We start from the raw sequence: 20,129 nt of genomic DNA, 5'->3' as shown, positions 1-20,129 counted from the left end.
TTCAGTCCGGCGCGGCGCAGGTCAGGTAATGGATGGCAATGCGCACCGCGCCGCCGGCAAAGCTGCCGCCATTGGCGGTGAGGCGCACGGGCGTGTCGGCATAGAACGCCGTCGGGCCGATGACGCCGATATTGCTGCTACCAACGGCCACGCCGAGCGCGCCGCCGAACTTCGAGGGCTCGCCGTTGACGCCGCAGTCGAAGGAGCTGGCGCCCAGCACCGCGGTCACGGTCCGCACGGATACGCCGAGCAGGATGGCGCGGTTGGGGATCACGATGGTCGAGTCCCGGCTGGCCCCGGAAAGGCCGGAGAGGGTTTCTTCCCGCACCGCCATGCCGGTGGTCGCGCCATTTGCCTCCCGCGCCACGGCGACCGAGGCTGCCTGCGCGATGAAGCCCATGGCATCCACAACCGGGATCCACGCCGATCCGGTCCAGACGATGGCCTGCGCCTCGTCCTCGATCCAGGCCATCCAGCCGGCGCTCGGCAGGATCCGCATCCAGGCGCCGTCGATCCAGTAGGCGATGCTGCCCGCCCAGACGACCTCGCTGATCGCCGGGGCCCCCTCGCGGCGCAGCAGAACGAACAGGCGCCGGTACCGATGCTCTGCTCGTCCGTGAATCTCGTTCGCTTCATTGTCCGTCCTCAAGTTGGGCCGGACTCTAATCGACGGTGAAGGAAAAATCCCGTGGCAGGTCACGGGCTACATCGAGCCCGCCGGCACCCTACACCGGAATGTACATCCCTAAGCCCCTAGGTCATGTTGACAAATGGCGGAGCCAGAGGCGGATCGACGTGATGTCGATGAAGCCCAGGAAGCTTTCGGCGGTCTTGTCGTAGCGGGTGGCGACGCGACGGGCATTCTTGAGCTTGTTGAAGCACCGCTCAACGAGATTGCGCAGGCGGTAGAGCCTGCGGTCAACGGCGACCCGTAGCTTCCGGGTTTTGCGCATGGGGATGACCGGCACCACGTCGCGCACCTCCATGGTCTTGCGGATGTTGTCGGAGTCGTAGCCGCGGTCTGCGAGCAGAACGCTTGGCTCGGGCAGGTTGTCAGCCATGACCAGATCGAAGCCGAGGTAGTCCGATGTCTGCCCGGCCGTGATCTCGGTTCTCATGGGCAGGCCTGCCGCATTGACCCGCAGATGGATCTTGGTCGTGAAGCCACCTCGCGAGCGGCCGAAACCTTGGCGCGGAGTCCCCCTTTTGCGCCCGCTGCCTGATGATGAGCGCGAACCACGGTGCTGTCGATCATCTGCAGCGCATCCGGCACGATCCGGCTCTCGTTCAGCGCCTCCAGGATCTGTTCCCACAGCCCCGCCAACGTCCAGCGCCGGAACTGCCGATAGACAGACGACCATTTGCCGAACTCTTCCGGCAGGTCGCGCCAGGGCGACCCCGTTCGGGCGATCCAGAAAATCCCATCCAGAACAAGCCGATGGTTCGTGGGCTTGCGGCCGTTCGGAGAACGGACAGCCAGGATGAAGCGTTCAAAGAACGCCCACTCGTCGTTCGACATCAGGTTTCGTGCCACGCTGGTCTCCATTGCAGATACCAGCTTGAATCACGATCACCGCGCCCGGTGAATCCCTTTTGTCAACACGCCCTACGTAGCACCGACATTCTTCAAGCTGCCGAAGGCGCCCGAAACCGATGAGGGCAGTAGCAGCGTCTGGGCAGTCAACAACCGTCTGCACAATGTCGAGTTGATCGGCTTGGGAGAGATCGAGGGCCCGGAAGATCCACTGATAGACTGGGACGACAATGTCTATGCGGGGAACCGGCAGGGAGAAATCATCAAGTTCCACGCCCCGGACCATAAAACCTGGGAGGTCTATGCCCATATCGGCGGCCATCCTTTGGGGATGCAGTTCGACCGCCACGGCAATCTTGTCTGCTGCGTATCCGGAATGGGCCTTTACATGGTGACGCCGGATCGGGAGGTCGTTAAGCTCACAGACGAAACCAATCGATCGCGTTTTTCGATCGTAGACGATACCCGGATGCGTCTTGCAGACGATCTAGATATCGCGGCAGATGGAAGGATATTCTTCTCCGAAGCCACGGTACGTTACAATCACGTCGATTGGCCGTTGGACTCGCTTGAATTGCGCGGAAACGGTCGTCTGATCTGCTACGATCCCCGCACAAAGACGACGCGGACAGTTCTCAAACGGCTCATGTTTCCCAACGGCGTCTGTGTCATGCCGGATCAGGAATCGTTACTTTTTGCAGAGACTTGGGGTTGCCGCATCTCGCGCTTCTGGTTCGACGGTCCGAAAAAGGGGCAGGTTGAGCGTGTCATCGAAAACTTGCCGGGCCTGCCCGACAACATCAACCGCGCATCTGACGGCAATTACTGGACGACTTTGGTCGGGATGCGCTCCCCTGCCATGGATCTGGCGTCGACAATGCCCGGCTTCCGGCGGCGCATGACCCGCCGCATGGGGCCGGCCAACTGGATGATGCCCAACATCAACGTGGGCTGCGCAGTCAAGTTCAACATCAAGGGAGAAATCCTGGATGTCCTGTGGGACAAGGTTGGCACGAACCATCCGATGGTCTGCTCGGTCAAGGAACACAAAGGTTATCTCTACCTCGGGGGCATTTCAAATAACCGTATCGGAAAATGGAAGATTCCGGGCGCAGACCCCGAGTGGACCGGGCCGGGAGATTACTGGGGGGCAAAGCCATGTTGAACATGTTAAAAAGACAGTTCGATTCCTTGCTGGGGCGGGGTGAATGCGCGGTTACAATCCCCGTAATGGACGGGCCGTTCCTGCCCAACCAGTTTCTAGAAGAGGGCGAAATACTGTTTGAGGCATCGCTGCTGGATAACCTGGCGCTTGCCGGTGAAACGCTCTTCTATTCCTCGGGCACTGAGGTCTTTTCTCGGAATCTGACAGCACCCTCTTTGCAGGGCGAACGCGTCCATACCGGGAACACGATGGTGTCCTCGCTGGCGGCCCGGGGCACGGCCCTTGCGATAGGTTTGGATATGCAAGGCCTGCTGATCGTGGGCGGGTCTCATGATGGGAAGATGATCGGCACCTTGGACGGAAAGGAGCTGAATTGTATCACAGCGATCTTGTTTCTTTCCGACGACGAAGTTGTCGTCGGAAACGGATCAGCAGCCAATTCGGCGTCGCGCTGGAAATACGATCTGGTGCAGTTGGGGCGGTCGGGGTCGGTGTGGCACATAAATCTGGCCTCTGGAAACGCTCGCATGCTGGCCGCCAATATGGCATTCCCCTACGGCCTTGCCCAGGCGCAGGACGGCGGTATCTTCGTTTCCGAGTGCTGGAAACATCGCATCGTCAAGATCCCCACCGATGGTGGTGCTCCTCAGCTTGCGGCGGGAAACCTGCCCGGCTTTCCTGCCCGGATCACCCCTGGCCATAACGGGACGTTCCTCCTGTCCTTCCTTTCGGCCCGCAATCAGCTCTACGAATTCGTTCTGCGTGAGCGTGAATACTGCCGGCGGATGATGGGAGAGATCGGCGAGGATTATTGGATGGCACCCGCTCTGAAGAGCAACCTGTCCTTCAAGGAACAGATTCAGGGCGATTCCGTAAAAATGATGGGCGTGCTGAAGCCTTGGGCGCCGCCTCGCTCTTACGGTCTTGTCACGCTTTGCGACAAGGATATGGACCCGGTCGTAAGCTGGCACAGCCGTGCCGATGGCACGAATCACGGCACAACATCTGTGATTGTTGAGAACAATGCGTTCATCGTTGGTGCAAAGGGTCCTGGACGCGCCGTCAAGGTACCGTTGACGCACCCGGAATTGATGGAGACGTCCAAGTGAGTGTCATTCTCGAACTCAAGAACGCGACCAAGGAATTCCGTGGAATTCCGGCGATCAAGGACATCAATTTCACGCTCGTGGAAGGAGAGATCCACGCCATATTGGGCGAAAACGGGGCGGGAAAGTCAACACTCACCAAGACATTGGCGGGCGTGCATCGCTTAACGCGCGGCGAAATCCTGATGGATGGGCAGCCCTTGATCATGAACACGCCGGCGGAGTCGCTGCAGAAGGGTATTGCGATGGTGTTCCAGGAGACCAATCTGGTCGGCAGCATGACTGTTGCGCAAAACATCTACCTCGGTGGAGAGAAGTTGTTCAACCGGCTGCGTGGCCTGTATATTGAGGCGCAGCAGTTCCTTAACAGTATGAACTTCGATGTAGATCCCGAGGCCCTTGTGAATTCCCTGGGCGCCGCGAAGAAACAGATGGTCGAAATCGCAAGGGCGACCCATCACAAAGCGCGGATCATTATCTTTGATGAACCTACCGCGACGCTTACACCCGAGGAAAAGCACCACTTCTTTGGTCTGGTTCGTCGGTTGCAAAAACGAGGCGCCACAATCATCTTCATCTCACATGCCCTGGAAGAGGCTTTGCAACTGTCTGATCGCATCACCATCCTTCGGGATGGAGAAAAGGTCCTCACGGAAGAGACACGGACTCTCGATCGCGAAAAGATCATTCAGGCGATGGTCGGAAGGTCACTTTCCAGCGAGCTTTACGGCGCAAAGAAGGGTGTCCACATCCCGATCCGACCGCGGCAGCGCAAGGTGCTGAGTGTCGATAACGTATCTATGGGCAAGATCGTCCGTAACACGTCATTCTCGATCTATGGCGGCCAGATCACAGGCATGTTCGGTTTGGTCGGAGCGGGACGCACTGAAACGATGAAAATCGTTGCCGGTATGCTGAAACGTGACCTGTTCCACGGTGGAGAAATCCGTCTCAACGACCGTGCCGTACGCTACCGTGTACCAAGAACGGCGATCCGGGACGGAATTGTCTATGTTACAGAAGATCGAAAGCTGGAGGGGTTCTTCGAGACAATGTCGATCGCCGAGAACATTCACATTGGTAAACTTGCCATGAGAACCAACCCAGTATCCATTGTATCTATGTCCAATGCGAGGAACCTCGCCCAACAGTGGATCAACGCGCTCGACATCAAAGCCATCAATCCGTCGGCTCGTGTGATCGAGTTGTCAGGTGGCAATCAACAGAAGGTGGTGATTGCAAAGGCTCTGATTCAAAAGCCGAAGCTGGTTGTTTTTGACGAACCGACCCGTGGGGTTGACGTAGGCGCTATTGTAGAAATCCATGAGTTCATCAATCGTCTGGCCGACGAGGGTATTGCCGTAATTGTCATTTCTTCTTACCTGCCCGAAATTCTGTCGATGTCCGACCGTATATTGGTCGCGCGCGGTGGCAAGGTCGTCGAGGAAATGACAGCCCGTGATGCTACTGAAAAAAAGATCATGTATGCTGCTGTCCATTAGGGCCTGTTGACGTTCAGGATTCACATTTCGGCTGAGTGCTGCTTCAAGGTCGCAAACAGAGGAGAGCAACCTTGACCCGACGCGCCCTGGCCGATGCCCACTGGGCGATCATCGAACCCTTCTGCCTTGGCAAATCATCCGACCCCGGCCAGACCGGGCGCGATCCGCGCCTGTTCGTGGAAGCCGTCCTGTGGATTGTGTGTTGATTTTCATCCAGAACTGACCCGGGCAGGCGTATAATTTTCATTGAGATTTGACCCATGTGACCCTTCTCCCGCGCGGCGTCGGACCTATGGTCTGGCGTCGTTTCTGTTTCTGGGAGTGGTTTCCGGTCTGGTTGGAGGAGATCAGGAGCGATCAGTAAATCACCTGCTCGAACCCGTAAGTGCCCTCGTGATCGCGCCATTCAACAAAGACCGCACGTTGGTTAATGCGCGGACAACTGGCAGAATCATATGCGTACGCTCCCCTCCAGCCCTGCAGTCCGTTAAAAGGTGTCAATCGGCAGGCAATCTTGACCCCCTATCGGCATCTAAAAATGACCCCCCTGGAGCGCTCGGGTAGCTGGCCCGATGCGGTGTAGCCCTCACACAGCGCAGCCGTATCGGGCCAGCGGGTTCACGGTCATTCACGGGTCTTGAAGCGCCAGCTCTCGTTGCCGGTTTCGACGATGTCGCAGTGGTGGGTCAGCCGGTCGAGCAGTGCAGTGGTCATCTTGGCGTCGCCAAAGACCGAAGGCCATTCGCCGAAGTCGAGATTGGTCGTCACGATGATCGAGGTGCGCTCGTAGAGGCGGCTGATGAGATGGAACAGCAGCTGGCCGCCGGTCTGAGCGAAGGGAAGATAGCCGAGTTCGTCGAGTATCAAGAAGTCGAGGCGGCACATCAGGTCTGCGGTGCGCCCCTGCCGATCTGCACGGGCTTCGGCATCGAGCTTGTTTACCACGTCTACGACATTGAAGAAGCGGCCCCTCTTCCAAGGCGTCCACGCGCTCGTAAAGGGCATTGTAGGCACCGTCCTCGAGCCCCTCATCCTCCATCTCGAGCTGCAATTTCTCGAGTTCGGCGGTGATTTCATCCACGCGCTTTTGCGCAACCTCATCAGGCTCGATCGGGCCGGGATAGACGCGGCCGTAGCCGGCCATGGTCGCGTATTCATAGCGGACCATCGCATCGGCCCAAGCAAAGCCCAGCCTCATACGGGCGTCCTCGGCGGCTGCGCCGAGCTTCTCAAGCAGGATGGTCTCGACAAGCGCCGCATCCTCAAGCACGGAATGCTCTTCCAGAAGGTCAGCCGCGACAGCGCCGCCGCGTGCCTCGTAGTCTTGACGCACGAAAGCCCCGATATCATCGCTGACCTGCACCCCGCGGGATTTGAGGGCCTGACGGACGGTATAGGCATGCAGATAGCCGCCGTCTTTCGTGAGCGCCTCGAAGACCTCGCGCTGCGCCTCCTGGCTCGGGTGCTCGGCGAAGGCCTTCATCGTATCAAGCGTGATCACCTTGCCCCGCGCCGCGGCGCGGATGTCGGGGTGGATCAGGCCATAGCGCAACCGGCCTTTCACGGCCGCCACCGTGGTGCCGAAGGTCTTTGCGATCGTCTCGGGCGTCTGGCCGTCGACCTCCATCATCCGGGCGAAGGCCTCGAACTCGTCGATGGCATTCATCTGTGCCTGGGTGATGTTCTCGGCGAGCGACAGTGCCGTGGTGACGTCGCAGTCGTCAGGGACAAGGCGGCAGTCGACCTTGGTCTTCGCCGTGAACCCCTTGGTGGCCTTGTCGGCGATCAGCTCCTTCAGCGCGGCATGGCGTCGGCCACCGGCCAGCACTGCATATTTGCCGTCAAGCTTCTGGACCAAGAGCGGCTGGAGCAGGCCCAGCACAGCGATGCTGGCCTTCAGATGTGCGATGTTCTCAGGATCATAGGTTTCCGGGGAGTTGCTGCGCACATTGGCGGGGTGAGATCATGAACATCCTCGCCCTCGACGACTTGAGGCTTCAGCTCAAGTACAACGCCCATGCGTGCCAGCATTCTGGCGTCGACGTTATCGGTTTTTGCCAATCGCCCAATAGCTTGCGCAAAGCGCCGCGCCTGCTTTGGATTAACCTTGATGAAGGGCAGCCCCGCCAGACTCAGATGTCGCTCGAGCCCCCGATGATAGGCACCAGTCGCCTCGAAGACGATGAGAACGTCTTCCTCCTTTCCCAGCCAGTCGCACAATTGCCCGAAACCCTCGGGCGTATTGGGCAGGCAACATGCCTCTGTCCGGGAAAGCCAGAATGCGTCAAGACGGTCTTTCGACACGTCGATGCCGATGGTATCCTTGGCCATCTTTTCTTCCTACCTATGCTTGTCATTCGGGCCCGCAGCCCAAGTATCCATTCAGGTCATTAGAAAAGACGGGGGCTCGTCAAACTCGACCGCGGTCCTTAAAGACCAAGCTCCGCACGACGCCACCCCCGCCGCTGCCCCGCAGTTTGCGGTGCTGGGCAGCGGCTCCCTTTTTGCCTCAGGAGCCCGGAATCTCATAAGACAAGCTCCGCCATCGCAAAATATGCGCTCGCCTTGCGCAAGATCTCGTTGGCCTGGCGCAACTCGCGGTTCTCCCGCTCAAGCGCCTTCATCTTCTCGGCCAAATCACTCGGGATGCCCGCGCGCCGACCGCTGTCGACCTCGGCCTTCTTGACCCAGTCGTTCAGGGTCTGTGGCGTGCAGCCGATCTTCGCCGCGATCGACATCACCGCCTGCCAGCGTGACGCATGCTGACCCTCGTTGTCGAGAACCAGTCGCACGGCACGTTCGCGGACCTCAGGGGAAAACTTGTTCGTCGTCTTGCTCATGATGCTCCATCCTACTCAAGAGTTGGAGCCTCCGGCAAACCCGGCGCGGTTCAACATCATCGAAACCATCGAGGAGGCACAGGACTTCGCTACGCAATGGCTCTGGACTTACAACAACGACCGCCCGAACATGGGCATCGGCGGCATCACACCCGCCCAGAAACTGAAAATGGCCGCGTAAGTTCTACGCATGCACCCCGCTAAGAAGGGGGGGATTACCCTTTCGAGATCAACATTCTGCACCTCTTATATGCAGATGCATCCTGTTCTGGCAGACACAGGCAGCAGGATAGTTTTCAGATCCGTTGATCGGTTATCGACTCAACGAAAGACTACGTTCGCCTAGCGAGACGATGTTGGTTGCCGCGAAGCTGTTGGCAGGACCACCGCCGCTTCAAAGCCGGATGAGCTTCCCGGCCTCGGCGATTGCAAGGTGAGCTTTGACGAAATCCGGTCCGCAATGCCGGCGACGATGGCAAGGCCAAGCCCGCTGCCTTCCGTTTTGGCTGCCCCCCTCTCGAAACGACGGGTCAGCCGGCCAAGCGCCTCGGCGGGCACGACGGGGCCGTCATTGGCGACGCGGAACGTGCCGTCCTCACTGAGGCTGACCTCGATCGGTTTGTCGGATGCGCCGTGCCGCAGGGCGTTCTCAATGAGGTTGCGGCCGATGATGCCAAACGCATCGGGGTCGAGGTCGGACATTACCGGGTGCTCCGGCAGGGCGAGCACGATCCGGTTCGGTGCTGTCCTCTCGATATCGTCCACGACCAGACGGGCAGTGATGCGAAGATCGGATAGGTGATCGAGCCGTAACCGCCCGCCTTCTGCTCGGGCCAGTTGCAGAAGCCGTTCCGCGATCCGGGCCAGCCGCTTCAGAGAAGCCTCGATCTCGGCGGCCCTGTGGCCGGCACCGGTATCTTTCGTTTCTACCTGTATCCGCTGGGCCTGCGCGATTGCGCCTGCCAGCGGTGTTCGCAATTCATGCGCTGCGTTGGCGGCGAAGGTGCGTTCGGCCTCGAATGTGGATTTGAGTTGCGCCAGAAGCACATTGATCGCCGCCCCCACCGGGGCGGCCTCGACGGGAAGATCGTCGCAGGCGACGGGGGCGAGGTCGCGCGGCGAACGCGCGGCCAGCCGGTCGCGGTAGCGGCGCAACGGGGCCAGACCCGAGCGGACAGTCAATACGATCGCCAACAGTGCGGCAGGGATGAATACCAGCAACGGCAACCCCAGGCCCGCCCAGACATCGCGTGCCGCCGCCGCGCGATGGGCAAGCGGCTCGGCGACCGTGAGGCGGATCGTGCCTTGGAGGGCGTCCTCGCCATACAGGCGATGGGTTGCGGTCGTGCGAAAGCCCGGCCCGTCCCATTCAGGGAAGATGGCGGGATCGGCCTCATGCGATTGCAGAAGAATTCGCCCTTCGTCATCGCGCACGATATAGGTGAGGAATTCGTCGTGGTCGCGCAGGTCGGCAAGGTGTTGTGTCACACCTTCCTCCTCACGTCCGACGATCTCGACAGCGGCCAGCGGCAGCAGGCGCTGCGCCGCCTCCTGTAGCGACGAGTCGAAGATCCTGTCCATCTCGTGCCGCAGCATGACCGCCGTGACGGCGGCGGCCGCGATCCACAGAAGCGTCAGAAGGATACCCAGCGACACCCCCAACCGCATCTGAAGGCTGCGTGGCATCGTCATGGCGAACCTAGCCGGTAGCCCAACCCGCGCTCGGTCTCGATCACCTCGGCGCCCAGCTTCTTGCGCAGCCGGCTGACATGGACCTCGATGGTGTTGCTTTCCACCTCCGTATCGAAGGCATAAAGCTTTTCCTCAAGCTGTGCCTTGGACAGAAGATGCCCCGGGCGGGTGAGGAACGCCTCGAACAGTGCCCATTCACGTGCGGTGAGCTGCACCGGCCGGCCGTCGCGGCGGATGCTGCGCGAGGCAAGGTCGACGGCAAGCGCGCCGTGGACGATGATCGGGTTGGGATTGCCGCTATAGCGCCGCGCGACCGAGCCGATCCGCGCGGAAAGCTCGGCCAGATCGAAGGGCTTCACCAGATAGTCGTCGGCACCGGCGTTCAAACCTTCGATCCGGTCCGAAATCTGGTCCAGCGCGGTCAGGATGATCACCGGCGTCACGTCGCCGCTGGTGCGCAGCGACCGAAGGAAGGTGATGCCGCGTCCGTCGGGCAGCATGAGGTCCAGCAATACCAGATCATAGCCGGTGCCGGCCATCGCATCGCCGGCCGCGTCCAGACGCGTGACCCAATCCACCGACTGGCCACCCGCGGCGATCTGGTCCCGCACGGCGGCACCCAGAACGGTATCATCCTCGATCAGCAGGATCCGCATGATCTTCCTACTCGTTTGCCTCTGGCCATTATGGCGATCCAGGCTGACGCAAAGCTGATGGCGGGACGCCCCGGGCTTCAGCATCCCGTCAGGTTCGTGGCGCAGAATGTCATCCAATGGCCGTTATACGGAGTGTGGTCCATGAAGAGATCGCTGACAATTCTGACCTTTCTCGCGGCCCTTCCGTCCGGGGCTGCACTTGCCGGCGACGACTGTGCCGTGCCGCTGGCAGATTGGCAGCCAAGAAGCGCGGTAGTGCGGCTCGCGGAAGAAAACGGATGGGTGGTGCGGCGCATCAAAATCGACGACGGCTGCTACGAGATAAAAGGCACAGACCGGGAAGGACGCCGCATCGAGGTGACGGTCGATCCCGGCACGCTTCAGGTGATCGAGATCGAATACAAGGACGGAGATGATCGGCGCTCCCGTGAGGGCAGAGAGCACAAACATGACTGAGATGATGAAGGGTGACGGCATTCAGGACGTCGCCGATACTACGCGCACGGTGCTGGTCTGGGATCCGTTGGTGCGCAGCTCTCACTGGGGTCTGGTTGCCGCCTTTGCAGTGGCATGGCTCGCGGCGGACGAGGTGCAGCCGCTTCACGAGGCGGCCGGTTACGCGGTGGCGGCGTTGCTTGCCATTCGCCTGATCTGGGGTTTCGTTGGCAGCCGCCATGCCCGTTTCACGCAATTCGTGCGTGGCCCCGCCGCGACGCTGGCCTATCTCGGGGACATGCTGCACGGGCGCGAGCGACGCCATCTCGGGCACAACCCGGCCGGCGCCGCGATGATCGTGGCACTCATGGTCACGCTTTCCGGCACCGCGCTGAGCGGCTGGCTGCTCGAACAATCGATCGAGGAAGCCCGGGCCGTGACGGTTGCGGGCGAGCACGGAAACCGGGAAGTCAGAGGGGACAGGACCTTGAAGGAGGTGCATGAAATGCTGGCCAACATGGCTCTGGTTCTCGTGGCCTTGCATGTTGGGGGTGTGGCCGTCACCTCATGGCGCCATCGGGAGAACCTGCCCCGTGCCATGGTCACGGGCCGAAAGCGCCCTCCCGGCACAAATGACGTGACCTGATCGTTACGCATTCCCGCTGCTGTTCGGGCCCCGCCTGTTTGGCGGGGCCTGTTTGTTTTGTGTAATCGCTGCGGTTCGTCGCGGCAGGCTGACGAGAAGCTGACGCAGGTTTTCCGCGGCGATCAGGATCACGTCAGCCGCCCCCTCCAGATTGGTTTCATCAGGCAACCAAGGCTGAGGAGCATAGCCATGAAAACCATCCTGACCGCCACCGCATTGGCCCTCGCGATCCCCGCCGGGGCCGCGTTCGCTGGTGAGAAATGCAACGTGCCGACCGAGAACATGCAATCGTGGGAAGCTCTCATTCAAGTGACCGACGAGTTCGGTTGGACCATCTCGAAAATGGAACTCGACGACGGCTGCTACGAACTGAACGTCATCGACCAGGGCGGCAACAGCCTGAAGATGACCGTCGATCCCGGAACGCTCGAGGTGATCGACGGCAAGGTCAAACGCTGGAGCGACGGCACCAAGCCCGAGAAGCGCAACTGATGGCTGCAAGGGTCCACCTCATCATCGAGGTGGACCTCTTTCCACACGGGCGTTCGCCTCGGCCATAGCCAGGAAAGTGCCCCCGAGATGATCGTAAAGGACATTCGAACCATGAAAACTCTATTGATCGCCGTAGCCGCTCTCGCGGTATTGCCTGCGGCGGGGGCGATGGCAGGTGACGACTGCCATGTGGGGCACGGGGCCTGGCAACCACGCGAAGCGGTAATGCAGGCGGTAACCGGCCTCGGTTGGCATGTTGAGAAGATCGAGGCGGATGACGGCTGCTGGGAGGTCAAGGGACGCGATGCCCAGGGCCGTCGCATCAAGGCCAAACTGGATCCCGCGACGTTGCAGGTCGTCAAATTGCGCCACAGGGATGGCCAGCAGATCCGCGAGCGGGATCGCGGCAATGCACCCACCGTCGCTCCGTCGGCACCCCCCTCCAATCCGCTGTTCCAGAACGGCACCCCGCCCGTTGTGCGGGTGAACTGATATATCAGGCAGAAGAGAGCAGAGTCATGAAATCCATCCTTGCAGCACTCGCGCTGACTTCGGCCTTGGTGGCGCCCAGCCTTGCCATGGCCCGGCCGGTTACCCTCACCACCACCCTGAACACGTACGGTGGCGATGGTGCCTATCTCGTCCTCTACGTCACCGATGCGCAGGGGGCGTATGCCGGAACCCTGTGGATGGCCGGCGGCAAGTCGAAATATTACGAACATCTCAGCGACTGGTATCGCGCCACCGGCGGCGACCTGGCGCAGGTCGACGGCATCACCGGCGCCAGTGTCGGCGCGGGCCGGTCACTCGAAATCACCCTCGACCTTGCCGATGCGCTGTTCGATGCGGGCTATACGCTGCATGTCGACGCCGCCGTGGAGGACATGCGCGACAGCCCGAACGACATCGCCGTGCCGCTGACGACGGCAGGAGCGGGAAAGCCTGCGCCCGGCCGCAGGTATGTCGCCAGCCTCCGCTACGACATGTGAGGCAACGCCATGATCCGCACGCTGCATCGCTGGCCGGGTCTGCTGGCCCTCATTCTCGTCATGGCCCTTGCGTTGAGCGGCGCGGCGCTCTCGGTCTTTCCCGCGGCCGAGCGGCTTTCCACGCCGCAGGCCGAGGCCGGGCTGACCGTCGCCGATCTCGCAGGACGTATCCTGGCTGCCTATCCGGGGGTGGAGCAGATCCGGCGCGCGCCGTCGGGCCGGATCACCGCGTTCTGGTTCGACGACGGCACGCCCGGCGCGGCGGTAATCGACCCAGCGACCGGCAAGGGCATCGCCAGCGCCGATCCCGATCCGGTCAAACGCTGGTTGACCAACCTTCACCGTTCGCTGTTCCTAGGCGATGCCGGTCGTATCGCCATGGCCATTGGCGCCGTGGCGATGCTGATCCTGTCGGTCTCCGGCGCGATGCTGGTCGCGCGGCGCATGGGCGGCTGGCGGCGCTGGTTCGCCCCTTTGCGCGGGCCGGCGTCGAGCCGCATCCATACCGGGATCGCCCGCGTGGCGGTCGCGGGGCTGGTTTTGTCCTCAGCGACTGCACTGTGGATGGCCGCCTCGACCTTCGATCTTCTGCCGGATGGAGCCGCACCGCCGACCTTTCCGACTGAGGTCAGCGGAAGCACTGGGGTCTCGCTTGCTGCGATGGAGCCGCTCTCCGTGATTGCTGTCACGGAGTTGCGCGAGCTGAGCTTTCCCTATCCTGGCGACGCCACGGACGCCTTCACTCTGAAGACGGATCGCGGCACCGGCTATCTCGATCAGGGGACGGGTGAGCTTCTGGCCTGGGCCGAGCTGACGATGTGGGAACAGATATCTGAAACCATCTACATGCTGCATACCGGGCAGGGGGCCGCATCTCTCGGCCTCGTGCTGGGTGTGCTGGCGCTCGGCGTGCCGGCAATGGGGGTGAGTGGTCTTGTGCTCTGGTTCGCGGGGCGGCGGTCAAGACCGCGTCTCCGTGGCAATCATCCTGCAAACGGCGCTGCGACCATCTTGCTGGTGGGCTCGGAGGGCGGCAGCACCTGGGGTTTCGCTGCGACGCTCCAACATGCGCTGACCACGGCGGGCCAGCATGTTCATGTCGCGCCAATGTCCGGTTTCGAGCCGGCGCGCTATCCGCAGGCCGAACGGTTCGTCATTCTCGCCGCCACCTGGGGCGAGGGACAGGCTCCCGCCACGGCGAAGGGGTTCATTGAACGCCTCGCGGCGCTGGAATCTGTCCCTGAGGCCCCGCTTGCGGTGCTTGGTTTCGGCGATCGCAGCTTTCCCGCGTTCTGCGCGTTCGCCGATGAAGTCGGGAGTCGGGCTGCTGCCAAAGGCTGGGCGCAATTGATGCCCTTCGACACGGTCGATCGCCAGTCGCCGCAGGATTTCGCCCGCTGGGGCCGCGCCCTGGGGGCGGCGCTGGGGATCGAGCTTACGCTCGAACATGTGCCAACCCCGCCCGTGACGGGGCGGCTCACCCTGATCTCGCGCCGTGATTACGGGGCGGAGGTGCAGGCGCCGACCACGATCCTGCGCTTTGCCCTACCCGAGGCGACGTTTTTGCAACGGCTGACAGGTCGGGGGTTTGGCCGGTTTCAGGCCGGTGATCTCCTCGGCGTTCTGCCCGAGGGTGCGGATCTGCCGCGCTTCTACTCGCTGGCCTCCGGACGGCGCGACGGGTTCGTCGAGATCGTGGTGCGCAAGCATCCCGGCGGCCTCTGCTCGGGTCAGCTTCTGGCGCTGAAGCCGGGCCAGGCGATCCGCGCCTTCGTCCGGCACAATCCGGCTTTCCATGCCGCAGCAGGACGCTCGCCGCTGATCCTGATCGGCGCCGGCACCGGCATCGGCCCGCTTGCGGGCTTCATCCGGGGCAACAGCCGCAAGCGGCCCATCCATCTGGCCTTCGGGATGCGCCACCCCGACAGCGATTTCCTGTATCGCGACGATCTGGCCGGCTGGCAGGTCGATGGCCGTCTGGCGCGATTGACCACCGCGAACTCGCGCGGGGCAAAGCCGCGCCATGTCCAGGACGCGCTGCGGGCCGAGAGCGCTGAACTGATCCGGCTGGTACACGAAGGCGCGCGCATCATGGTCTGCGGCGGGCGCGACATGGCCTCGGGCGTGGCCGAGGCGCTGACCGACATCCTCGCGCCGACGGGTCTTACCCCGCTCGCGCTGAAAGCGGAGGGGCGCTATGCCGAAGATATCTACTGACCCGGGCCGCCACGCGCTGAACGGCCCGACCATGGGCACTCGCTGGTCGGCGCGTTTCCACGCCGATGCCGGGCTGGACCCCGCCCCGGTGCAGGCTGCCCTGCAAGCGACCGTGGCGGAGGTTGATGCCGCAATGTCGACATGGCAACCCGACAGCGACCTGATGCGCCTGAACCGGGCGCCCACTGGCGCCTGGGTGGCCGTTCCTGCCGGCTTGGCCGAGGTGCTGAACCTCGGGCTGCGGATCTGTGCGGCATCGGGCGGTGCGTTCGATATCGGCATGGGCGATGCGGTGCGCGCCTGGGGTTTTGGCCCCGAGGAAGCCAGCGCTGAAGCCATCCGCTGGGCCATGGTAACCACGCGCCCGCCCGCGCATGAGGTGCTGGAGATCGACCGCGCGGCCGGGTTGGTCAGGAAACATGCACCCATCACGCTCGACCTGAACGGCATCGCCAAGGGCTACGGCGTCGACAGGTTGGCCGAAATGTTACGGGGCTTCGGCATCACCGGGTTCCTTGTTGGCATCGACGGCGAGATGCGAGCCTCCGGGCTGCGGCCCGACGGCATGCCCTGGACCGTCGCCGTCGAGGCGCCCGATCCCGAACGCCGCGCGCCCCATTCGGTCCTGATGCTGCAAGATGCCGCCGTCGCCACCTCGGGCGATTACCGGCATCATGTCACCGTTCAGGGCCAGCGCCTGTCGCATACGATGGACCCGGCGACGGGCGGCCCGCTGCGGTCGTCGCCGGCCTCGGTCACGGTCGTCACGGGCAGCTGCGCCGAGGCCGATGCCTGGGCAACCGCGCTGATGGTGCTGGGTCCGCAGGTGGGCGGCGAACTCGCTGCACGCCTTTCCCTCGATGCGCTGTTTCTGATGCGCGAGGCAGGCGGCATCCGGACCCATGCCGTCGGGGCGCTGTTCGACAGCCCGATGGTATCGGCGGCAGGCCGCGAGGGTCTGGTTCGTGCCTGAGGTCTGTCCATTTGTGCAATGGGTATTTGCAGATTTCGTCAATTCTCGTGCGAAAACGGACAGCCTATGTCTATCCCAAGCCCGGCGGCGTCTGTCGATGCCCGCCGCGGCCAGAACCACTTGTCAGATACAGGAGATCACTATGCGGACTGTAAAATCTTTCACCACCGTCGCTGTCGCTCTCGCCCTCGCGCTGGGGTCAGCTGGCATTGCCGCCGCGCAATCCCATGATCATGACAGCCATGGCGCGGGGGCTATCGAGATCACGCTGAACGATGGCGCCAAATGGCAGGGCGATCAGAACATGATCACCGGCATGAGCGCGATCCACGGCACCATGACGGCCAATCTGGAGGCGATCCATGCGGGCAGCCTGCCCGCCGAGGCCGCCGGCACCATGGCCGCCGATGTCCAGAAGCAGGTTGATTTCATGGTCGAGAACTGTGTGCTGGAGCCCGAGGTGGACGAGCAGTTCCATATCGTCCTCGGCGAGGTGATGACCGGCATCTCGGCATTGGAGGCCGGCGAGGTCGAGACCGGCGCGGTGACGATCGTTCAGGCATTGAACGCCTATGGCGAGCATTTCGAGCATCCGGGCTGGCAGATGATCGACTGACGCCACGGGCGCAGGCATGGGCCAGCGCGGGCGTCACGCCTGCGCCGGCCTTGTCTTGCACGGGCAGCGCCCCTCCAGCAGGTCGGCATCGGCCGCCAGGGCCGTTGCCATGAAGTCCAGAAACAGGCGGATGCGGGCGGTCTGGCGCAGATCCTCGTGAATCAGCAACCACAGGTCCAGCATGAAGTCCTCGGGCAGCGCGGCGGCGCGGATCAGGCTGGGGTCGCAATCAGCGATCACGCAAGGCAAGGCGGCAAGTCCGATCCCCGCCTTCGCGCCGGCATGGGCGGCGATGATAGAGTTTGTCCGGTAAACCTGTCGCGCACCCGGCCACCAGCGGGCCAGATTGCGGCTGAGCGGGCCATGCGCAGAGCCATAGCCGATCCAGTCACCCTCGGCAGGATCGCCCAGCGGCCGGTCCGCCGCGGCATAGGCGGCAAAGGCCAACCGCCCGACCCGCCGCCCGATCAGTGTCTCCTGTCCCGGATTGCCGATGCGCAGGGCCACATCCGCCTCGCGCCGGGTCAGGTCCAGCACCGTATCCGCCACCACCACCTCGATCTCGATCTCGGGCCATTCGGCGCGGAAGGCGGCGACATGGCGGGGTAGCACACCCACCGCCAGCAGGTCGGTCGTGGTGATGCGGATCGTCCCAGTGGGCCGCTGGTCCTGTCCGGTCACCTTCAGCGCCAGCGCGGTGATTTCTTCCTCGATGCGGATGACGGAATCGCGCATCTCCTCGCCCGCCTGGGTCAGCGCATAGCCGCCGGGCAGCCGGTCGAACAGCCGCACCCCCAACCGCGCCTCGAACGCGCCGATGCGGCGAAAGACGGTGGAATGGGTGACGCCAAGGCTGCGCGCCGCCCCCGAAAGCGACCCCGCCCGCGCCACGGCCAGAAACAACCGCAGATCGTCCCAATCCTGCGCCTGTGCATTCATGCAATGATCCCTTGCCTGAATTGCCAATCCTGATCCTGAAAGGACAGCATATCTTGAGTTCACAAGCAATGACCGCCCCACCGGGCGGCGACATGAAAGGAACCAGCCATGACCAAGACCATCCTGCGCAGCGACGAATTTTCCTGCCCTTCCTGCGTCACCAAGATCGAAAAGGCGCTGGCGGCAACCCAGGGCGTGACCAGCGCCAAGGTGCATTTCAACACCGGCCGCATCGAGGTCGAACATGACCCCGCATCCGCCCCGGTTGAGGCGCTTGTCTCGGTGGTAAAATCCACCGGCTACGAGGCCCGCCCCGCCGCATTCTGACGCAACCCTTTCCAGCCCGGCCGTGCCTGCCCGCGCGGCCGGGCCTTTACATAGATGAGGCCCCGCATGTTGACCCCCATCCTGACAATTCTTCACCAGCCGGCCAGCCGCAGGAAGTGGCTGACCATCATCAGCGGCAGCCTGATCGTGCTGGGCCTGATCGCCCTTTACGGGTTCGGCCTGCGCGGGCTTTGGGCGGCGTCCATGCTGGCGGCGGCCTTTGTCGCCGGCTCCGACATTGCCTGGCGGGCGGTGCAAGCGCTGCGCATCCGCCATTTCTCGATCGAGTTGCTGGTGACTGTCGCCGCCATCGGCGCGCTGTTCATCGGCGAATACTGGGAATCCGCCGCCGTTACCTTTTTGTTCAGCTTCGGCGCCTGGCTTGAGGCGCGCACCCTACGCCAGACCCGTGGCGCGCTGGCCGATCTGCTGAAGGCCGCGCCCGAGATCGCCACCGTGATCCGCGACGGCCAGCCGGTCGAGATCGCCGCCAGTGCTGTCCAGCCGAATGAGGTCGTGCTGGTGCGCGCCGGAAACCGCATCCCCGTCGATGGCGAGGTGATCGACGGCAACGCCGCCGTGTCCGAGGCCGCCATCACCGGCGAGCCGATCCCGGCCGAGAAAGCCCCCGGCTCCCACGTCCATGCCGGCACCATCGCGGAAAATGGCGTGCTGCGCATCCGCGCCACCGGCATCGGCGCCGATACCACGCTGGCCCGGATCATCCGCCGCGTCGAAGAGGCGCAGGAGGAACGCGCCCCCAGCCAGCGCATGATCGAGCGTTTCGCGCAATGGTATACGCCCGGCATCATGGTGCTGGCGCTGGGTGCCTGGGCGGTGACGCAGGACATTCGCCTCGCGCTGACGCTGCTGGTCGTGGCCTGCCCCGGCGCGCTGGTGATCTCGACGCCGGTCTCCATCGTCGCCGGTATCGGGCGGGCGGCGCGGTCGGGGATCCTGATCAAGGGCGGGCAGCATCTGGAAAGCGCGGGCCGCATCGACATGCTGGCGCTGGACAAGACCGGGACGCTCACCGAGGGCCGCCCGAGTCTGGTCGAGGTGCTGCCGCTGGCGGGTATGGACCGCGCCGAGTTGCTGCACTGGACCGCCATCGCCGAATCCGGCTCGGATCACCCCTTGGGTCGGCCCGTCGTGGCCGCTGGTCGTGCCGAGGGTGACATTCCCGCGCCGGAAGCGGTCGAGGAAGTGGCCGGCATGGGCCTTGTGGTGAACCACGCGGGCCGGCAGGTCGCGGCCGGCAACCGGCGGCTGTTCGACAGGCTGGGCATCGCGTTCGACCCCGAGGCCGAGACCGCGCTGTCCGGGGTTTTGGGGCGCGGGCGCACGCCGATCATCGTGGCGCTGGACGGGCGCATCGCGGGCATCTTTGGCCTGTCCGACCAGCCCCGCCCCTCGGCCAAGGGCGCAATTGCCCGGCTGCGCGACATCGGGGTCGGGCGCATCGCCATGCTGACCGGCGACCAGCCGCAGGCCGCCCACGCCATCGCTGCGGAAATCGGCATCGACGAGGTTCATGCCGGGCTGCTGCCCGAGGACAAGCTTGACCTGATCCGCCGCTTTCAGGCCGAGGGCCGCCATGTCGCCATGATCGGCGACGGCATTAACGACGCCCCAGCGCTGGCTGCCGCTGATACCTCGATCGCCATGGGGGTCGCGGGCTCGGACGTGGCGATCGAGACCGCCGACATTGCGCTGATGGCCGACGATCTGGAGAAACTGCCCGAGGCGATGGCGATTTCCCGCGCGACGCTGAGCAATATGCGCCAGAACCTCGTCATTGCGCTGCTGACCGTGGCCGGGCTGCTGTTTGGCGTGTTCAGCGGCGATGTGCATATGGCCGAGGGCATGCTGATCCACCAGCTTTCGGTGCTGGTGGTGATCGCCAACGCCATGCGCCTGCTGCGCGTCCCGCGCGGTCCCGGCGGACGCCGGCCTGCGCAGGCAGCGGTGCCCGCGACCGCCTAGGCGCTTGTGCCTCA

Annotated in this window: 19 protein-coding genes and 5 pseudogenes; 15 read left to right on the top strand and 9 right to left on the bottom strand. The window is 63.2% G+C overall.

Features of this window, described 5'->3' with window-relative positions; all coding sequences use genetic code 11:
* Window position 1: 1 nt before the first annotated feature.
* Both JWJ88_RS10415 and JWJ88_RS10410 read right to left on the bottom strand, forming a co-directional pair.
* Window positions 2-649 carry a DUF2793 domain-containing protein gene (locus tag JWJ88_RS10415; RefSeq protein WP_205293984.1) on the bottom strand — a complete coding sequence of 216 codons (648 nt, stop codon included), beginning with the start codon at window positions 647-649 and terminating at the stop codon, window positions 2-4.
* 109 nt (window positions 650-758) lie between these two features.
* Window positions 759-1,519 (bottom strand): annotated as a pseudogene (locus tag JWJ88_RS10410) (IS5 family transposase).
* Window positions 1,520-1,715: 196 nt separating this feature from the next.
* Between JWJ88_RS10410 and JWJ88_RS10405 the strand changes: the two are divergent.
* The 4 genes from JWJ88_RS10405 to JWJ88_RS22000 all read left to right on the top strand — a co-directional run bounded on the left by JWJ88_RS10405 (window position 1,716) and on the right by JWJ88_RS22000 (window position 5,513).
* Complete coding sequence (locus tag JWJ88_RS10405; RefSeq protein WP_205293983.1) at window positions 1,716-2,699, top strand: SMP-30/gluconolactonase/LRE family protein; 984 nt, start codon at window positions 1,716-1,718, stop codon at window positions 2,697-2,699.
* Window positions 2,693-3,808 (top strand): NHL repeat-containing protein, encoded by a 1,116-nt coding sequence (locus JWJ88_RS10400; RefSeq protein ID WP_205293982.1) that lies wholly within the window; start codon window positions 2,693-2,695, stop codon window positions 3,806-3,808. Before JWJ88_RS10405 ends, JWJ88_RS10400 begins: the two co-directional genes overlap by 7 nt.
* Window positions 3,805-5,307, top strand: coding sequence for a sugar ABC transporter ATP-binding protein (locus JWJ88_RS10395; RefSeq protein WP_205293981.1), 1,503 nt, complete (start codon window positions 3,805-3,807; stop codon window positions 5,305-5,307). Before JWJ88_RS10400 ends, JWJ88_RS10395 begins: the two co-directional genes overlap by 4 nt.
* A gap of 71 nt (window positions 5,308-5,378) precedes the next feature.
* Window positions 5,379-5,513 carry a hypothetical protein gene (locus tag JWJ88_RS22000; RefSeq protein WP_256439707.1) on the top strand — a complete coding sequence of 45 codons (135 nt, stop codon included), beginning with the start codon at window positions 5,379-5,381 and terminating at the stop codon, window positions 5,511-5,513.
* A gap of 418 nt (window positions 5,514-5,931) precedes the next feature.
* On the opposite strand, the pseudogene istB reads toward JWJ88_RS22000, so the two are convergent.
* The 4 genes and pseudogenes from istB to JWJ88_RS10375 form a co-directional block, all read right to left on the bottom strand.
* Window positions 5,932-6,279, bottom strand: a pseudogene (istB, locus tag JWJ88_RS10390) (IS21-like element ISPkr1 family helper ATPase IstB); the annotation flags it as partial.
* Window positions 6,278-7,270, bottom strand: a pseudogene (locus tag JWJ88_RS10385) (ParB/RepB/Spo0J family partition protein); the annotation flags it as partial. The pseudogenes JWJ88_RS10385 and istB, both read right to left, overlap by 2 nt.
* Window positions 7,204-7,638, bottom strand: coding sequence for an IS110 family transposase (locus tag JWJ88_RS10380; protein WP_205293980.1), 435 nt, complete (start codon window positions 7,636-7,638; stop codon window positions 7,204-7,206). The pseudogene JWJ88_RS10385 and the gene JWJ88_RS10380, both read right to left, overlap by 67 nt.
* Before the next feature lie 218 nt (window positions 7,639-7,856).
* Window positions 7,857-8,147, bottom strand: a pseudogene (locus JWJ88_RS10375) (transposase); the annotation flags it as partial.
* Between the two features lie 55 nt (window positions 8,148-8,202).
* Between JWJ88_RS10375 and JWJ88_RS10370 the strand changes: the two are divergent.
* Window positions 8,203-8,328, top strand: a pseudogene (locus JWJ88_RS10370) (IS3 family transposase); the annotation flags it as partial.
* 161 nt (window positions 8,329-8,489) lie between these two features.
* On the opposite strand, the gene JWJ88_RS10365 reads toward JWJ88_RS10370, so the two are convergent.
* Window positions 8,490-9,839 carry an ATP-binding protein gene (locus JWJ88_RS10365; protein ID WP_205293979.1) on the bottom strand — a complete coding sequence of 450 codons (1,350 nt, stop codon included), beginning with the start codon at window positions 9,837-9,839 and terminating at the stop codon, window positions 8,490-8,492.
* A complete protein-coding gene (locus JWJ88_RS10360) occupies window positions 9,836-10,495 on the bottom strand; it encodes a response regulator transcription factor (protein WP_062562794.1) in 660 nt (219 codons plus the stop codon). The genes JWJ88_RS10365 and JWJ88_RS10360 overlap by 4 nt, the downstream gene beginning before the upstream one ends.
* A 141-nt stretch (window positions 10,496-10,636) precedes the next feature.
* On the opposite strand from JWJ88_RS10360, the gene JWJ88_RS10355 reads away from it, so the two are divergent.
* The 8 genes from JWJ88_RS10355 (at window position 10,637) to JWJ88_RS10320 (ending at window position 16,863) form a co-directional block, all read left to right on the top strand.
* Entirely contained in the window at window positions 10,637-10,951 is a 315-nt protein-coding gene (locus JWJ88_RS10355; protein WP_062563333.1) for a PepSY domain-containing protein, read from the top strand.
* A complete protein-coding gene (locus JWJ88_RS10350; RefSeq protein ID WP_205293978.1) occupies window positions 10,944-11,576 on the top strand; it encodes a cytochrome b/b6 domain-containing protein in 633 nt (210 codons plus the stop codon). The genes JWJ88_RS10355 and JWJ88_RS10350 overlap by 8 nt, the downstream gene beginning before the upstream one ends.
* 189 nt (window positions 11,577-11,765) lie before the next feature.
* Entirely contained in the window at window positions 11,766-12,068 is a 303-nt protein-coding gene (locus JWJ88_RS10345) for a PepSY domain-containing protein (protein WP_062562796.1), read from the top strand.
* Between the two features lie 87 nt (window positions 12,069-12,155).
* Window positions 12,156-12,560 carry a PepSY domain-containing protein gene (locus JWJ88_RS10340; protein ID WP_233352083.1) on the top strand — a complete coding sequence of 135 codons (405 nt, stop codon included), beginning with the start codon at window positions 12,156-12,158 and terminating at the stop codon, window positions 12,558-12,560.
* Window positions 12,561-12,586: 26 nt separating this feature from the next.
* The gene (locus JWJ88_RS10335; RefSeq protein ID WP_062562798.1) at window positions 12,587-13,057 is read left to right on the top strand and encodes a DUF2271 domain-containing protein; all 471 of its coding nucleotides are present in this window, start codon (window positions 12,587-12,589) and stop codon (window positions 13,055-13,057) included.
* A 9-nt stretch (window positions 13,058-13,066) separates the two neighbouring features.
* On the top strand, window positions 13,067-15,274 hold the full coding sequence (locus JWJ88_RS10330) for a PepSY domain-containing protein (protein ID WP_205293977.1): 2,208 nt from the start codon (window positions 13,067-13,069) through the stop codon (window positions 15,272-15,274).
* Complete coding sequence (locus JWJ88_RS10325; protein ID WP_205293976.1) at window positions 15,255-16,247, top strand: FAD:protein FMN transferase; 993 nt, start codon at window positions 15,255-15,257, stop codon at window positions 16,245-16,247. Before JWJ88_RS10330 ends, JWJ88_RS10325 begins: the two co-directional genes overlap by 20 nt.
* 142 nt (window positions 16,248-16,389) lie before the next feature.
* Complete coding sequence (locus JWJ88_RS10320) at window positions 16,390-16,863, top strand: hypothetical protein (RefSeq protein WP_205293975.1); 474 nt, start codon at window positions 16,390-16,392, stop codon at window positions 16,861-16,863.
* 33 nt (window positions 16,864-16,896) lie between these two features.
* On the opposite strand, the gene JWJ88_RS10315 is transcribed toward JWJ88_RS10320, so the two are convergent.
* On the bottom strand, window positions 16,897-17,802 hold the full coding sequence (locus JWJ88_RS10315) for a LysR family transcriptional regulator (RefSeq protein WP_205293974.1): 906 nt from the start codon (window positions 17,800-17,802) through the stop codon (window positions 16,897-16,899).
* Window positions 17,803-17,910: 108 nt separating this feature from the next.
* On the opposite strand from JWJ88_RS10315, the gene JWJ88_RS10310 reads away from it, so the two are divergent.
* Window positions 17,911-18,129, top strand: a complete 219-nt coding sequence (locus JWJ88_RS10310; protein ID WP_205293973.1) for a heavy-metal-associated domain-containing protein — start codon at window positions 17,911-17,913, stop codon at window positions 18,127-18,129.
* A gap of 66 nt (window positions 18,130-18,195) precedes the next feature.
* Window positions 18,196-20,115, top strand: a complete 1,920-nt coding sequence (locus JWJ88_RS10305) for a heavy metal translocating P-type ATPase (protein ID WP_205293972.1) — start codon at window positions 18,196-18,198, stop codon at window positions 20,113-20,115.
* The last annotated feature ends 14 nt before the right edge of the window (window positions 20,116-20,129 follow it).

The organism is Paracoccus methylovorus (assembly GCF_016919705.1).
Classification (GTDB): Bacteria; Pseudomonadota; Alphaproteobacteria; order Rhodobacterales; family Rhodobacteraceae; genus Paracoccus; species Paracoccus methylovorus.
Note: the sequence above shows the minus strand (reverse complement) of the source record. Positions and strands in the feature narration are given on the sequence as shown.

Bases quoted from the DNA above. Each gene is read 5' to 3' on its own strand.
- JWJ88_RS10305 (WP_205293972.1), top strand. From the start codon at position 18,196: ATGTTGACCCCCATCCTGACAATTCTTCACCAGCCGGCCAGCCGCAGG.
- JWJ88_RS10355 (WP_062563333.1), top strand. From the start codon at position 10,637: ATGAAGAGATCGCTGACAATTCTGACCTTTCTCGCGGCCCTTCCGTCC.
- JWJ88_RS10330 (WP_205293977.1), top strand. From the start codon at position 13,067: ATGATCCGCACGCTGCATCGCTGGCCGGGTCTGCTGGCCCTCATTCTC.
- JWJ88_RS10340 (WP_233352083.1), top strand. From the start codon at position 12,156: ATGATCGTAAAGGACATTCGAACCATGAAAACTCTATTGATCGCCGTA.
- JWJ88_RS10400 (WP_205293982.1), top strand. From the start codon at position 2,693: ATGTTGAACATGTTAAAAAGACAGTTCGATTCCTTGCTGGGGCGGGGT.
- JWJ88_RS10360 (WP_062562794.1), bottom strand. From the start codon at position 10,495: ATGCGGATCCTGCTGATCGAGGATGATACCGTTCTGGGTGCCGCCGTG.
- JWJ88_RS10315 (WP_205293974.1), bottom strand. From the start codon at position 17,802: ATGAATGCACAGGCGCAGGATTGGGACGATCTGCGGTTGTTTCTGGCC.
- JWJ88_RS10310 (WP_205293973.1), top strand. From the start codon at position 17,911: ATGACCAAGACCATCCTGCGCAGCGACGAATTTTCCTGCCCTTCCTGC.
- JWJ88_RS10350 (WP_205293978.1), top strand. From the start codon at position 10,944: ATGACTGAGATGATGAAGGGTGACGGCATTCAGGACGTCGCCGATACT.
- JWJ88_RS10380 (WP_205293980.1), bottom strand. From the start codon at position 7,638: ATGGCCAAGGATACCATCGGCATCGACGTGTCGAAAGACCGTCTTGAC.
- JWJ88_RS10365 (WP_205293979.1), bottom strand. From the start codon at position 9,839: ATGACGATGCCACGCAGCCTTCAGATGCGGTTGGGGGTGTCGCTGGGT.
- JWJ88_RS10325 (WP_205293976.1), top strand. From the start codon at position 15,255: ATGCCGAAGATATCTACTGACCCGGGCCGCCACGCGCTGAACGGCCCG.
- JWJ88_RS10335 (WP_062562798.1), top strand. From the start codon at position 12,587: ATGAAATCCATCCTTGCAGCACTCGCGCTGACTTCGGCCTTGGTGGCG.
- JWJ88_RS10320 (WP_205293975.1), top strand. From the start codon at position 16,390: ATGCGGACTGTAAAATCTTTCACCACCGTCGCTGTCGCTCTCGCCCTC.
- JWJ88_RS10345 (WP_062562796.1), top strand. From the start codon at position 11,766: ATGAAAACCATCCTGACCGCCACCGCATTGGCCCTCGCGATCCCCGCC.